Annotated in this window: 13 protein-coding genes; 8 read left to right on the top strand and 5 right to left on the bottom strand. The window is 65.2% G+C overall.

All coding sequences use genetic code 11. The features are described 5' to 3' along the window. Nucleotides 1–6: 6 nt before the first annotated feature. Entirely contained in the window at nucleotides 7–2,106 is a 2,100-nt protein-coding gene (locus tag ACQY5K_RS13605; RefSeq protein ID WP_428116193.1) for an isochorismate synthase, read from the bottom strand. 299 nt (nucleotides 2,107–2,405) lie between these two features. On the opposite strand from ACQY5K_RS13605, the gene ACQY5K_RS13610 reads away from it, so the two are divergent. After that, the gene (locus ACQY5K_RS13610) at nucleotides 2,406–3,920 is read left to right on the top strand and encodes a trimethylamine methyltransferase family protein (RefSeq protein WP_428116195.1); all 1,515 of its coding nucleotides are present in this window, start codon (nucleotides 2,406–2,408) and stop codon (nucleotides 3,918–3,920) included. Nucleotides 3,921–3,926: 6 nt separating this feature from the next. On the opposite strand, the gene ACQY5K_RS13615 is transcribed toward ACQY5K_RS13610, so the two are convergent. Next, entirely contained in the window at nucleotides 3,927–5,465 is a 1,539-nt protein-coding gene (locus ACQY5K_RS13615; RefSeq protein WP_428116198.1) for an AMP-binding protein, read from the bottom strand. Nucleotides 5,466–5,593: 128 nt separating this feature from the next. On the opposite strand from ACQY5K_RS13615, the gene ACQY5K_RS13620 reads away from it, so the two are divergent. Then, nucleotides 5,594–6,235 carry a hypothetical protein gene (locus ACQY5K_RS13620; protein WP_428116200.1) on the top strand — a complete coding sequence of 214 codons (642 nt, stop codon included), beginning with the start codon at nucleotides 5,594–5,596 and terminating at the stop codon, nucleotides 6,233–6,235. On the opposite strand, the gene ACQY5K_RS13625 is transcribed toward ACQY5K_RS13620, so the two are convergent. Then, on the bottom strand, nucleotides 6,159–7,097 hold the full coding sequence (locus ACQY5K_RS13625) for a DNA-methyltransferase (RefSeq protein ID WP_428122696.1): 939 nt from the start codon (nucleotides 7,095–7,097) through the stop codon (nucleotides 6,159–6,161). The two genes, ACQY5K_RS13620 and ACQY5K_RS13625, sit on opposite strands and share 77 nt — an antisense overlap. 417 nt (nucleotides 7,098–7,514) lie before the next feature. Here ACQY5K_RS13625 and ACQY5K_RS13630 point away from each other — a divergent pair, with 417 nt between their 5' ends. Then, nucleotides 7,515–8,435: a 5'-3' exonuclease gene (locus ACQY5K_RS13630; protein WP_428116203.1), complete on the top strand. Its 921-nt coding sequence runs from the start codon at nucleotides 7,515–7,517 to the stop codon at nucleotides 8,433–8,435. Between the two features lie 51 nt (nucleotides 8,436–8,486). On the opposite strand, the gene ACQY5K_RS13635 is transcribed toward ACQY5K_RS13630, so the two are convergent. After that, nucleotides 8,487–8,846 carry a VOC family protein gene (locus ACQY5K_RS13635; RefSeq protein ID WP_428116206.1) on the bottom strand — a complete coding sequence of 120 codons (360 nt, stop codon included), beginning with the start codon at nucleotides 8,844–8,846 and terminating at the stop codon, nucleotides 8,487–8,489. A gap of 137 nt (nucleotides 8,847–8,983) precedes the next feature. Between ACQY5K_RS13635 and ACQY5K_RS13640 the strand changes: the two genes are divergently transcribed. The 5 genes from ACQY5K_RS13640 (at nucleotide 8,984) to ACQY5K_RS13660 (ending at nucleotide 12,882) form a co-directional block, all read left to right on the top strand. Then, nucleotides 8,984–9,259 (top strand): type II toxin-antitoxin system VapB family antitoxin, encoded by a 276-nt coding sequence (locus ACQY5K_RS13640; RefSeq protein ID WP_428116208.1) that lies wholly within the window; start codon nucleotides 8,984–8,986, stop codon nucleotides 9,257–9,259. Continuing rightward, on the top strand, nucleotides 9,256–9,585 hold the full coding sequence (locus ACQY5K_RS13645) for a type II toxin-antitoxin system PemK/MazF family toxin (RefSeq protein ID WP_428116211.1): 330 nt from the start codon (nucleotides 9,256–9,258) through the stop codon (nucleotides 9,583–9,585). Before ACQY5K_RS13640 ends, ACQY5K_RS13645 begins: the two co-directional genes overlap by 4 nt. Before the next feature lie 189 nt (nucleotides 9,586–9,774). Then, a complete protein-coding gene (locus tag ACQY5K_RS13650) occupies nucleotides 9,775–11,331 on the top strand; it encodes an acyl-CoA carboxylase subunit beta (RefSeq protein WP_428116214.1) in 1,557 nt (518 codons plus the stop codon). A 61-nt stretch (nucleotides 11,332–11,392) separates the two neighbouring features. Further along, complete coding sequence (locus ACQY5K_RS13655; protein ID WP_428116216.1) at nucleotides 11,393–11,608, top strand: hypothetical protein; 216 nt, start codon at nucleotides 11,393–11,395, stop codon at nucleotides 11,606–11,608. A 137-nt stretch (nucleotides 11,609–11,745) separates the two neighbouring features. Continuing rightward, the gene (locus ACQY5K_RS13660; RefSeq protein ID WP_428116219.1) at nucleotides 11,746–12,882 is read left to right on the top strand and encodes a CaiB/BaiF CoA transferase family protein; all 1,137 of its coding nucleotides are present in this window, start codon (nucleotides 11,746–11,748) and stop codon (nucleotides 12,880–12,882) included. Between the two features lie 39 nt (nucleotides 12,883–12,921). Here the strand turns inward: ACQY5K_RS13660 and ACQY5K_RS13665 are convergent, their stop codons facing one another. Then, nucleotides 12,922–14,292 (bottom strand): DCC1-like thiol-disulfide oxidoreductase family protein, encoded by a 1,371-nt coding sequence (locus ACQY5K_RS13665; RefSeq protein WP_428116222.1) that lies wholly within the window; start codon nucleotides 14,290–14,292, stop codon nucleotides 12,922–12,924. Between the last annotated feature and the right edge of the window lie 4 nt (nucleotides 14,293–14,296).

Consider the following 14,296-nt stretch of genomic DNA (forward strand, 5'->3'; position numbering starts at 1 on the left):
TGTGGTTCAGTCGCCTTCGAGCGCGTACAGGAGGGCTTCGAGCTTGGTGGCGGTCTCGGCCAGTTCAGCGCTCGGATCTGCGCCAGTCACGATGCCTCCGCCCGCGAACAACCTGGATTCGGATGGACCAGTCAGCGCGCAGCGCAGTGCAACGCGAAACTCGCCGTTCCCGTCCAGCGTCGTCCAGCCGACCGGCGCTGCGTACCAGCCGCGGTCGAAGCCTTCGTGCTGCTCAATCCAGTCGCGGGCAATGCGCCGTGGAAGTCCCGCGACCGCCGCCGTGGGATGCAGTGCGCCCGCGAGTTCCAGCACCGTTGAGCCCGCCGTGACACGTCCGGTGATCGGCGTATGCAGGTGCATGATGCGCGCCAGCTCCATGACGCCGGTCGGCGAGGGGGGATCGAGCGCCACACCGCACCCACGCAGCGTGTCGCGCACGTCGGTGACCACCATCGCGTGCTCGGTCAGCTCCTTGGGATCGCGTTGCATTTCGGCCCCGAGTTCCCGGTCTCGTGCCGGATCGCCGTGGCGGGGCCGCGAGCCGGCCAGGGCGTCGGTGTGCAGCCGTGTGCCGTCGAATTGCACGAGCCGTTCAGGCGTGGCGCCGAAGAACGTCTGCGGCCCGCGTCCGAATGCGAACGACGCGCAGGATGGATATCGCGTCCGCATCCGGTCGAGCACTGCGATGGGCTCGAGGCGCGACGCTATGCGCAGCTCGCGAGCCGTCACGACCTTGTCGAGCCCTCCCTCGGCGATCCTGCGCAGGGCGCGCCGCACGAGCGCGACGTAGCTGTCGTCGGCTTGATAGCTGCTGCCGAGCAACGCAAGTGCCGCCGCATTCAGATCGCTGGCTGCCGTGTCCGCGAGTTCAGGGTCCGCGGCGACGTGCACCGCTGCCATGACCGGCCACACGCTGGCACCCGGCGCTGATGTCAGCCAGGATCGGCCGCCGTGGCGCACCAAGAGCAGCTCTGGCAGCGTCAAGGCGCCTGTGCCGAATGCCTCCCACGCCGAAGGAGCCTCGGGCGGGTCTGCGCTGAACGAGAAGCCGCCGACGAGCAGCGGTCCGATCGGATGACCGCTGTCGCCGGTCACGGTGACATCGAGCAGGCCCAGCGCCTCGGCAACAGAGGCCCAGCGTCCAGCGCCCGCTTCAGCGCTGGCTTCGAAGACGCTGCCGAGGGCACAGAACTCCAGATCGTCGTCGGGACATGCCCAATACACCCGTTGCGACCCCTCGGCTGCGGCGAACACCTCCAGCGGATCGGGCGCACTGGGCAGCTCCCGGCATTCCAATGTCAGGGTGCGGGTGGCTCGCAGGCCCGCTGACGCGCCGCTGCGGAACCCCGCTGCGGCAGGTGCGCTCGGCGGGGTCACCGTCACCACCGAGGGTGCACGTCCCACCGATTCATCGTCGCTGCCGGCCAGGACCCGTTCGGTGGCGTGTTCGACGAGTGCTTCGCGGAAATGCTGTGCCACCAGATCGGTGACCAGCGGGATCAGGCGAGCGGCCAGATGGGCGCGTTGCGCCGCGGGCACGTCTGCGAAGCGGTCCGCGAACAGCCCGACCGCGTCCGCAGCGACAGCTTCCATGTTCGATGCGTGCCGCAGCGCGAGGCCGACGAGATCGTCGAGCGGCATTTCGGCGGTGAGCAGCTCGGAGGCCGCGCGCAGCATCGTCAGCGCGCCGGTGCTGTAGAGCGCGTCGTCCGCGGCACGGCCGGCATCCGCAGTCGAGGACGCGTCATCACTGCTCACGGACCTGTACAGCGGTCGCACCAGGCCGGTGTCGGTCGCCAGCCGGACGAGTTCTGGGTCCAGCCCGGACTGCTGCACCAACTTGTCGAAGGTCAGGGTGTCACTGTGGCGTCCGCCCAGCGCAACCAGCATCGGGTCGTCGTGGCCGTCGCCGAGCCGTCGAATCTGCGCCAGTGAGAAGCCCGCCTCCGATAGGCGTCGGATCTCACCGAGCCGTCGCTCGTGGCTCTCGTCGTACTGCGCCACCCGTCCTTGGCGAGTGGGCGGATGCAGAACCCCGATCTTCTGGTAGTAACGCACCGTGTCAACGCTCACCGCGTGCGCCGTTGCCAGCTCGCAGACCCGCACAGCCCCAGCGTAGACGCATTATGAGAGTGATGACTCCAAGAGTCCTCGCTTTGTCAATCCACAAGACGTCCCACTATCGAACGGTTGGACGCTGGGTGGGATGACCCGATGGCCGAGCGGGAGCGCCTGAGCAGGCAACGATCCTCACAGGACTGCATTCCTGAGATGCGCAGCCTTCCTTGACGCGTTCCATACAGGACCGTACGGTTCGAGATCGTGAGTCGTGCAATTCGGCTCACGACAGTGAGCGCCTCCACTGAGCGCCTCCACTGAGCGCTTCCACACAGTGGCGAGGCGACATGACGCGTCGAGGCCGTAGGCGACAGGATTCGGTCGCTGCAGCTGCGGCCCCCCGGCAGCAGGCACGCAACATTTTCAAGCCGCTGGAACTCATCAGCGGCGACGAAGTCGAGCGCATCCACGACGCATCGCTGCGGGTGCTGTCCGAGACCGGCATGAACTTCCTGCTGCCTGAAGCGGTGGAGATTCTGTGCACGGCGGGCGCGACGTCCGACGACGGCGTGCGGGTCCGCTTCCCGCCCGAAATGGTCACTGAATCGGTGGCACTGGCGCCGTCGACCTTCACGATGCATGCGCGCGACCCCGCCAACAGCGTCATCTTCGGCGACGACTGGGTCGTGTTCGGCATGGTCGGGAGCCCACCGAACGTGTCGGACTTGGATCGCGGCCGGGTTTCGGGCAACTACGTCGACTACTGCAACATGCTGCGCTTGCAGCAGCAACTCGATGCCGCCGACACCTGCACCGGCCACTCCGTCGAGCCGATCGATCTCGAAGTGCGCACCCGCCATCTGGACGCGGTCTCGGCCATGTACACGCTGTCGACCAAGCCGGGCTTCTGCTATTCGTTGGGCCGGACCCGTGTCAGCGACGCCATCGAGATCGCTCGCATCGCCCGCGGCATCGACCATGACACGCTGCTGCGAGAGCCGTCCATCCATACGGTCGTCAATGCAAACTCGCCGCTCGTGTACGACAAGCCGATGCTCGAAGGAGCCATCGAGCTGGCCCGGCACGGCCAGCCGGTCGTGTACACGCCGTTCACGCTGGCGGGAGCGATGGCGCCGATCACGATTGCCGGAGCGCTCACCTTGCAGAATGCCGAGGCCCTGGCGGGCATCACGCTGGCGCAGTGCGTGAACCCGGGCGTGCCGGTGGTGTACGGCAGCTTCACTTCGAATGTCGACATGCGGTCAGGGGCGCCGGCGTTCGGCACGCCCGAGTACGTGAAGGCCACCATCATCAGCGGCCAGTTGGCGCGGCGCTATGGCCTGCCGCTGCGTGCCTCGAACGCGAACGCTTCCAACGCTCCTGATGCGCAGGCCACCTACGAGTCGCAGATGTCGCTGTGGGCGTGCCTGGTCGGCGGCATCAACTACGTGCTGCACGGCCTGGGCTGGCTCGAGGGCGGTCTGTGTGCCTCGTATGAGAAGGTGATCATCGACGCCGAGATGATCCAGATGCTGCGGGCGGTGCTGCAGCCCATCTCCATAGACGATGCCTCGCTCGCCGTCGACGCCATCGCCGAGGTCGGACCTGCCAACCATTTCTTTGGCTCTGCCCACACCCTGGAGCGCTACGACACCGCCTTTTACGAGCCGATGCTGTCGGACTGGCGCAACTTCGAGACGTGGCACGAGGACGGCGCGCTCGACGCCACCCAGCGGGCGAACCGCATCTGGAAGCAGCTGCTCGCCGACTACGAGGAACCGCCGATGGACGACGCCATTCGGGCTGAGCTCACCGACTTCGTCGAGCGCCGTCGAGCCGAAGGCGGTGCGCCCCCGCTCTAGCCGCGGTCAGTTGATGAGCTTCTCCATGCCTTCCCAGTAGGGGGCACGGAGCTTGAACTTCTGCAGCTTGCCGGTGGCCGTGCGGGCCAGCTCCTCGCGGAACTCGACGCTGGTGGGGCACTTGAAGTGCGACATCCGGTCGCGGCAGAAATCGATGAGCTCGCGCTCGGTCACTGCGCTAGCTGCAGCGTCGATCACTACGAGGGCCTTGATGGTCTCGCCCCAGCGCTCGTCGGGCACGCCGATCACCGCCACTTCGGTCACCGCCGGATGGTTGAACAGCACGTCCTCCACCTCGATGGAGGACACGTTCTCGCCGCCGGTGATGATCACGTCTTTCTTGCGGTCCGAGATCGTGACGTGGTGCTCTGCGTCCATCGAGCCGCCGTCACCGGTGTGGAACCAGCCGTCGGTGATGGCTTCGGCGGTTGCTTCGGGCTGTTCCCAGTAGCCCTCGAGCACAACGTTCGCACGGGCCAAGATCTCGCCCTGGCTGTCGACGTCGATCCTGACGCCGATCGCCGGGGCACCCGCCCGGCTCAGCTTGCGGGCCTTGTCATCGGCATCGAGATGGTCCCACTCGGGCCGGGTGCGGTTCATGGTGAGCAGCGGCGCCGTCTCGGTTAGGCCGTAGATCTGGATGAACTCCCAGCCCAGCTCGGTCTCCATGCGGGCAATGGTGCGCGTGGGGGGCGGAGCGCCCGCCACCACCATCCGAACACGTCCGCTGCCGGGGATCTCGCCCTCCCAGTCGGCTGCGGCGTCCAGCACTGCTGACACCACGGCTGGAGCGCCGCACATGAGCGTGACGCCGTGCTGTTCGATGCGGTGCAGGATCTCGGGTCCGCGCACCTCGCGTAGCACGACGTGCTTGCCGCCCATGCCGGTGACGGCGTAGGGCATGCCCCAGCCGTTGCAGTGGAACATCGGCAGCGTGTGCAAGTACACGTCACGGTCGCTGACGCCGGAGTGCCAGCCGAACGTGGTGGCGTTCACCCACAGCGCCCGGTGGGTCTGCTGCACGCCCTTGGGGCGCGCGGTGGTGCCCGAGGTGTAGTTGATCGTCGCGGTGACGTCCTCGTCGGGCGTCCACGGTGCCGGCTCGACACCGGTCGCGTAGATCTGGTCGTCGGCGTCGGTGCCCATCGCCACGAAATGCTCGACGTCGATGTCCTTGCAGGTGTCCTCCATCGAGGGGTCCACCAGCAGCATCGTGGCGCCGCAGTGATCGATGATGTAGCTGATCTCGTCGTGGCTGAGCCGGAAGTTGATCGGCACGAAGACGCGGCCGTAGCCCGACACGCCATAGAACGATGTCATCAGCCGGCCGGCGTTCTGGGACACCATCGCGACCCGCTCGCCGTGGGTGATGCCCAGCTGGTCCAGCTTGGCGGCCTGGGCACGCACCAGCTCGCCGAACCGGGCGTAGGTGATCTCTCCGAGCCCGCCGCCGGGCGCTTCGGGTTCGTCGGCCAGCGCCACCCGGTCCGGGTAGACGTTCTCGGCCCGGTACAGGAAGTCGGAAACAGTAAACGGAACCTTCATGTCGCCCCTCAAAGTCGTCGGTCGGAATCGTCTGCTCTCGCAGTCGCCCATCAGCCTCGGGTCACCCCGGTGACGCGATCATGCCAACTCTAGAACGGACCCTTGGCGCTGACCTAGCCTGTGCCGGCATGGGGATCGTCCGCCAAGAGGTCTGTGATGACGACTTCAATCCAAACCCTGGATTTTCCTACGCACTCCGTAAGGGTGACTTTGCGATCGCCATGCAGGACGTCTACGACTTCTTCGGTGACGTCAACGAGCGACTTGCCGAGAAGGGGCTCGGCCGCTTGGAAGACATGATGCTGAGGGCTTCTCTCTCGGGGATGCTGTCGGACATGCTCACGGCAAGTCTGGCCGCCCATGCGCGGACGCTGACGCGAAACATCTACCCCAACGGACATCCTGATTTGATCCGGAAAGGCACCTATCCCGATGACAGCGTGAAGTCCGGCGATGCGGGGGTCGAGATCAAGACGACGGTGAAGCGAGGAGGCGCTGTCGACGCCCACGGTGCCCGCAATCAGTGGCTATGCGTCTTCGTCTACAAGGTTGACACCGTCACACAACCGTTGGTGGCGCGCGAGCTGTTGCGATTCACTGAGGTATATCTCGCTCAGGTGCAAGAGGATGACTTCAGAAAGAATGAGCGCGGCGCGCTAGGTACTCGAACGGCCACGTTGCACAAGGACGGTCTCAAGAAGCTGCGATCGGGGTGGATCTACTGCGAGGAAGACGCTGGCGTTCCGCGTCGTAGTCGCGAAGGAGCTTGATTCCACTCGCCGCCAGTTCGACATAGTCGGAGTCGTATTCGACGCCGACGCTGTGATAGCCGACGGCTTCTGCGGCGGCCAGCGTGGATCCCGAGCCAGCGAATGAGTCAAGAACGATGCCGCGGCCCAGCGGCAGGATCGCGCGAACGACCTGTCTCAGAAATGCCTGCGGCTTAAGGCTCGGGTGCGGTGCGAGCTTTCGCTCAGAAGGTCTCGTTGGCGCTGACGGAATCACGTCCGCGAAGGGTTTGTCTTCCGAGAGTCGCCTGAGGCCGCCGGTGCCCCAGTTTCGGAGGTTGTCCTGAACACGTCCCTCTAGTGGCTTGCGGAAGAGCAGCCACGGCTCCCAGCCTGAACGCGGCATCACCGTCACGTCCGCAAATTCGTCGTGGGCGTTCTTTGGGCGGTCGCCACCTCTCATGGTCATCACCAGTCGCACGATCTCGCCTCGGCGCTCCAGGCCAGATTCGCGGATCGCTCTCGCAACCAGATCCGAGAGGAGGGGATTCGACGCGACAAGCACATGTGCACCGGGCACTAGGACCGGCAGCAAGACATCGGCCCAGCGTCGGAAGAAGCAGACCAGATGGTCGAGATCGTTGTCGCTCAGCGTGGTGAATCGTGGGACCGGAGAGCGCTGGTGACCGTCAAAGGATGGCGGCATCCTCCATACACCCCCGTGGCCATTACGCAGTTTCTCCTGCTGAGCGGGTGTGTATTCCACTAGCCCGTAAGGGGGGTCAGTAACGACGCCGTGGATTGACTCGGCAGGTTGCGCCGCAAGCCACTCAAGGCAGTCACCGTGATACAGCGATGCGTTGCCGATAACGGCATGAGGCTCACGCCAACGTGTAGACGCCACGGCTGACCCGCTTAAATTGACCGCCTGAGCGGGCGTTGAGCCTGAGATAGCTCCGCACGGAGGATTCGGCGACGGTTGCGCCAACCCGAGTTTCAACTGCCGCATGGATTTCCTTCGCGTGCATAGGTACCGCGGCGTCCATGAGCGTTCGTTCGATGGCGTCTCGCACTTCACCGGGCCGCCGTCGCTCGTGGCGGCGGTGTGGGGTAGGAGGAACTGCGTTCGACACAACCATCGAATGTAGACGTCCAGACGTCGTTGCAGTGGGATGGTGGTCTGAGCGGCATCGGGTCTACCAACGCTTCGAAGAGTCGTGAGCAGGCCGCCGAGGCATGAATGCCTAGCGGTTACGAGTAGCGGCTCCAAGTGAATTCGCTGGGGCACTACGGCATCTGCTCGGCTTCTAGGGTCGCGCCTATGGAGGCAGCACGGGCCTCGGCACCAGCCGCTCACCAGTTCGACGTTCATCTGATCGACGGCACCTACGAGCTGTTCCGGCACTTCTTCGCGGTGCCTCGCCGTGCAGCGGCCGACGGTGCCGAGGTGGGCGCGCTGCGGGGCGTGCTCGGCAACATCGTGATGCTGCTCGAGCAAGGCGCTACCCACGTTGCGGTGGCGACCGACCATGTCGTCGAGTCGTTTCGCAATGACCTCTGGGACGGCTACAAGGACGGCTCAGCCATCGAGCCCGACCTGTGGGCCCAGTTCCATCCCACCGAGGCAGCGCTCGAGCTGATGGGCGTCACCGTGTGGCCGATGATCGAATTCGAGGCTGACGACGCCATGGCGGCGGGTGCCGCAATGGCCGCAGGCGACGACCGCGTCCGGCAGGTGTTTATCTGCACGCCCGACAAGGACTTGGGCCAATGCGTGGGCGCCAAGGTCGTCCAGTGGGATCGCCGTGCGGGCGACGTCTTCGACGCGGCGGGCGTCGAAGCCAAGTTCGGCGTTAGCCCCGAGTCCATCCCCGACTACTTGGGCCTGGTGGGCGACAGCGCAGACGGCTTCCCGGGCCTGCGCGGTTGGGGTGCCAAGTCGACATCGATGATGTTGTCGCACTACGGCCACATCGAGGACATCCCGGTCTCGCATGACGACTGGGCGCCCAAGGTCCGTGGTGCCGCCGGTCTCGCCGCGACGCTGGCCGCCGAGCGTGACCTGGCGCTGCTCTTCCGACGCATCGCCACCGTCCGCACCGACGCCCCGGTCTCGGACTCGGTCGACGAGTTGTGCTGGCGCGGCCCGCACCACGGCTTCGAGGACCTGTGCAACGACATCGGCGCAGGCGCACTCTTCGAGCGCGTGATGAACCTGGCCGCCTACCGCGCCGACACCTAGCTGACGCGAGCGCGGAGTGAGAGCGGAACTGGCCTTGGAGCGAACTTGGGATCAGGCGGGCTGGTTCAGCTCGATCATGTTGCCCGCCGGATCGAAGAAGAACGTCTGGCGCGCAGTGGTTCCCGGCAGCGGAACGGGATCCTTCACTCTCACGCCGGCCTCACGCAGTTCAACCACCGTGGCGTCGATGTCCGCGACCTTGAATGCCCAGTGCTGACCCTTCGGCGGCACCCAGTCGGGCACCTCAATGAGGTGTACCTCGCCGCCGCCAGGTGTCTGCAGCCAGCGACCGTTGAAGCCGAAATCCGGCCTGTCAAGCTGCTTCATGCCGAGAACGTCCGTATAGAACGGCGCTGCCGTGTCCACGTCGGCGCAGTTGATCGATACGTGATGAACAGGCCCCAGTTCCATGCCCGCAGCTTAGGTCCCAGCCCCACATCCCTGTCCACGCAGCATCCCGAAGCACCGTCCGATGGACCGGCGTTGCCGTTGTGCCGTCAGTAAGTTCAGCCTTCTAGCGTGTGGCATACAAATGCTACGTTTGTGGCATGAGGCGGCGAGTAAGCACGACGGTCGATGCAGATCTTCTCGATCAGGCTCGTGGCTTGCAAGACTGGCCCTCCGACGCAGCGATGATCGAGGAAGCCTTGGAAGCACTTGCCGATCGTCACCGGCAGGCCGAGATCGACGCTGCTTACGAGGCGTACGACCGCATTCCCATGAACACGCCCGATGCTTGGGGCGACTTGGAGTCGTTTGTGCTGGCAAAGTGGCGAGACACGCCGGGTCGCGAGAACCCTGACGCGGATCAGTCCGCGCGGTGACCACTGTTCGTCCTCGGTGGGGCGAAGTCTGGTGGCTCGAGTCGCCCGAGTTGGGCAGGCGCCCGGTGGTAGTGCTGTTGCGGGACAGTGCGTTGGATCGGCTCGCCACGGCGATTGTTGCTCCGTGTACCACGACGATCAGGGGTTTGCCCAGCGAAATCGTGCTCGAACCCGGAGATGATCCTGTGTTGCGGGTTTCAGCGGTCAATCTGGATTCGATCGAAGGCGCACCCCAGGCACACCTTGTGGAACGACTGGGCCGGTTGAGCGATGAACGCATGCGGCAGATCTGCCGCGCCCTGGAAGTAGCCGTCGCCTGCATCTGACGAGAGTCAGCGGATGAGTCTCATGGTTGACCTGTGCCGGTCGGGGAACTGAGCCAGGAATCCGAGTGCGGCTGTTTAAAGGTTGAATCTTGAAACAGCCACACCTTCGGCAATCGAACCGCTCACCGTCGCGGGCCGTCCTGATGTCCTCTGCGAGATCGCTGGGGGTGATCTCGTAGGCTCTGCGAGATGTCTGAGCCGACCATGGCCGAGCGGCTCGAGGAGTTGGCCCGGCGCCGGGAAGAGGCGCTGAACGCCGGCACCGAGCGGGCTGTCCAGCGGCAGCACGACAAGGGCAAGATGCTGGCCCGCGAGCGCATCGAGTACCTCTTCGACGAGGGCACGTTCTGCGAGCTCGACATGCTCGCCCGCCATCGGGCCCACGACGTCGGTCTCGAAGAGCGCCCCTACACCGACGGCATCATCACCGGCTGGGGCAACATCGACGGCCGTAAGGTGTTCGTCGCCAGCCAGGACTTCACCGTTTTTGGCGGCGCCCTTGGCGAGGTGTTCGCCGAGAAGACCCACAAGGTCATGGACCTTGCCGAATCGGTGGGCGCTCCCATCGTCGGCTTGAACGACGGCGCTGGCGCCCGCATCCAGGAGGGCGTTGTCTCGCTGGCTGGCTACGGCGGCATCTTCCGCCGCAACGTGCTGGCCTCGGGCGTCATCCCGCAGATCAGCGTGATCATGGGGCCGTGCGCCGGCGGGGCGGTGTATTCGCCGGCCATGACCGACTTCATCTTCATGGTGCGCGACAGCAGCCACATGTTCATCACCGGTCCCGACGTGGTCAAGACCGTCACCGGCGAGGATGTGACCCTCGAGGAGCTCGGCGGCGCCGGTTCGCATAGCACCAAGTCCGGTGTAGCCACGTTCGTCGCTGCCGACGAGAAGGCCGTGCTCGACGACGTCCGCTACTTGCTGTCGTTCCTGCCGTCGAACAATCTCGATCCGGCGCCGATCATCGAGCCCACGGACGACCCGAACCGCACGTGCGAGATGCTGTGCGACCTGATGCCGCCAAGCCCGAACGTGCCCTACGACATGAAGCACGTCATCGCCGAGGTGGTCGACGACGGCGACTTCTTCGAGTACCACGCCGCCTGGGCTGGCTCGATCGTGTGCGGCTTCGCCCGACTCAACGGCCGTTCGATCGGCATCGTCGGCAATCAGCCGATGGTGATGGCCGGCGTGCTCGACATCGAGTCCTCGGAGAAGGCGGCCCGCTTCGTGCGCTTCTGCGATGCCTTCAACATCCCGCTGCTCACGTTCGTGGACGTGCCCGGATTCCTGCCCGGCGTCGACCAGGAGCATGGCGGCATCATCCGCCACGGCGCCAAGCTGCTGTACGCCTACTGCGAGGCGACGGTGCCGCGTGTGCAGGTCATCACCCGCAAGGCCTACGGCGGCGCCTACGTCGTGATGGATTCGAAGTCGGTGGGCTGCGACGTGAGCTTCGCCTGGCCCACCGCCGAGCTGGCCGTCATGGGTCCGCAGGGCGCTGTGGAGATCCTCTACCGGCGCGAGCTGCAACAGGCCGCCGACCCCGATGCCCGCAAGGCCGAACTGGTCGACGACTACAGCCGCAAATACGCAAACCCGTACATCGCAGCCGAACGCGGCATCGTGGATGCAGTGATCGACCCCGCCGAAACCCGCCAGAAGGTCATCGCCGCGTTCGACATGATCGGCGCCAAGCGAGAAGAACTTCCACGCCGCAAGCACGGCAACGTCCCACTGTGAGCCCCGCGAAACACATCGACACTGTGAGCCCCGCGAAACACATCGACACTGTGAGCGCTGGGTGACTGGCCTCAACACTGGCGCTGTCGTGATCGCGTCGCAGGCGGCCATCACCCCCGCTGCGACGGCGCAAGAGGCAGCAGCCATCGTCGCTGCGCTGGAGCTGCTGTGGCCCCGTCCCGTCGAGGCTCCGCCCGCCGGGCCGCCGAGCAAGTGGCGCTTCAGCGGCCGCCCCTGGCACGCGCCAAGCTCCTGGCCCGCAGTCCGCTACCGCTGATCTGATTGCTTCGGCAGCTGGTTTTGTTTTTCTGGGGCAAAAAATAAATCCGGGGGACGCGACGTGAGAGCTTTTGTTTTCACGAACGCAGCCGTGGGAGCTGGCATGGGGCGAGCAATGCGTGTCAGCATCGTCTGATGCAATCTGCGCCGTTACCGCTGGAAGATCTGCGGGTGGTGGACCTGTCGTCGGTGTTCGCGGGGCCGCACTGCGCCCGATACCTCGCCGACTTCGGCGCTGACGTCATCAAGGTGGAACGGCCAGGAGGTGACACCGTCCGCAACATGGGATGGCGGGACGCTCACGGCGAGACGCTGTGGTGGCGGCTGGTCAATCGCAACAAGCGGTGCGTCACGCTCGATCTCAAGGCGGCCGACGACCTGGCGCTGCTGCGGCGAATGCTGCGCGTCGCCGATGTGCTGGTGGAGAACTTCCGGCCCGGCAAGCTCGAAGCGCTGGGCCTCGTGCCCGACGAACTGATCGAGGCGAACCCGACGCTGGTGATCGCACGGCTGACCGGCTTCGGCCAGAGCGGCCCGTACCGCGACCGTCCCGGTTTCGCCACGCTGGCGGAGGCCATGAGCGGCTTCGCCTCCATGAACGGCGAGTCTGACGGCGCACCGCTGCTGCCGCCCGTGGCACTCACCGATGAGGTGGCCGGCCTCGCGGGGGCGTTCGCGACGCTGGTGGCATTGCGCAGCGGCGTCGGCCAGGTGGTTGATGTCAACTTGTTGGAATGCATGTCGCAGGTGATGGGCCCGCTCATGACCGCGTGGCACTCCGAGGGGTATCTGCAGCCCCGGCTGGGCTCGGGCATTCCCTACAGCGTCCCCCGCGGCACCTACCAGGCCTCCGACGGCGGCTGGTTGGCCGTCAGCACGTCGAGCGACTCGGTCGCGGCCCGGGTGATGGCCATGATCGGCGTCGGTGACGACGAGCGCTTTGCCACCTTTGAGGGCCGCATGGCGCACCGCGCCGAGATGGACGCCGTCATGGCCGACTGGGTGTCGCAGCGCACGCTCGCCGCAGCGGTCGCGGCGTTCGACGAAGCCCAAGCAGCCGCCGCACCCGTGCTGGACATGAGCCAGCTCGCCGCCGACCCCCACATCGTCGAACGCGAGGCGTTCGTCGAGGTGGACGGCCTGGTGCAACAGAACGTGGTTGCGCGGCTCAGCGCTACCCCGGGAACGGTCCGCTGGGTCGGCCGCGACGAAGGTGCCGACAACGCCGATCTGGCCAGCTCGGACGAAACGGATCCTTGGCCCGCTGCGTGAGCTGGCCCGACGGCAACGAGCCTCAGGTGACGCTGTAGCTCACAGCGGGCGGCTGTGTTCGTGATCGATCGGCGCCACGCCCTTCAGTTTCAGCAGCACCCATCGTCCGAACTTCAGCATCGGATACGTGACGCGTGAGACCAACGGCGAACTGAACGCCAACCGGTTGAACTTGTTGAACGCACCACGATCCTCGGACAACAGCGCCAGCACATGAAGCGCTTCGTGACCGACGAAGTACCGGCTGCCGATCCTTACCACCATCCCGTCATTCAGATCGTGCGGCAGCTGTCGGACCTCGTCGACGATCGGGCCGCCTTGCCGGGCGTCAACCAGAACAAACTCTTCGACTGACTGTTTCAGCCGCAGATACTGGGCGTAGTTGTTGCACATCGGGCACTCGCCGTCATAAACCAGCCAGACGTGACGCGGCTCGCGCGGCTGTTGTGACAATTGACGCCGTTTCACAACCCGAAACGGTATGCCGACGATCGGCAGCGACCGGATGACGCCGGAGAGAGAAAATCGGGTGGGGGCGAGGGGAGACAGCACCAAGAACAAACCCAGCATGATGATGTTGAGAGAGAACGAGATGTTCATGAGCCAGTCGCTCGTGATGTGGAAGAGCATCAGAACAACGCCAATTGGTCGATGCAGATGGGGCCGGAACACCACCAAGAACGCAAAGATCTCGATATAGAGCGTCAGCCACCACATCGACTGTGCCAGCGCGTTGTGCTGCGCAATGAACGGCAAGAGGACCGGTATGTTGTCCGCTTCGAGCAGCGCACGATCCAAAAGGATTCTCGTCATTGCGTCAGGCGAGAACACCTCAAGGCGGCTATACCAGATCTTCCAGAAGCCCGACAACGTGTACGGCAGCAATATGAGACCCTGCGCAAACCAGAAGACGGTGAGGCATGACAGCACGTTCTTTCGCGCCATACGCCGGCCTTCATTGCGACGCGGCAAGAACAACAAAGCGAAGCCGACGAAGAGAATGACGTGGTTTCCGTGGTTGATGGAGCCGTAGGAATTGCTGAGCGCCACGTGCAGCAGCAGATAGCCGAAGCTGCCCAGGCGCCACACCAACGACCTCGGAAAGCTCGCAGCCGCGATGGCGAAGAGCAAACCGACCACCGTCACGGCATGGTCGTTTGCGAACCACCCCGTGCCGGTGAACTGTTGCAGCGCCGTGATCGGCCAGATCGGCGCCGTGGGAGGCCGCCCCATATAGGCCCGAGCAAACTGGAGCCCTGAGGTGCCGATGTTGAACGCAAGAAAGAGATAGTAGAAGCGGCTCAGCAGGACAATATCGGCTGCCGCGCGAGCGAGATCGGCCGGAGAACGGCGCTCAGCGGCGTCAACTTGCAGCAGTGACTTGCGGATCCAGCGCGTCGACCGAGCCATTCGC

This window comes from Candidatus Poriferisodalis sp. (assembly GCF_965262965.1).
Lineage (GTDB): Bacteria > Actinomycetota > Acidimicrobiia > Acidimicrobiales > Poriferisodalaceae > Poriferisodalis.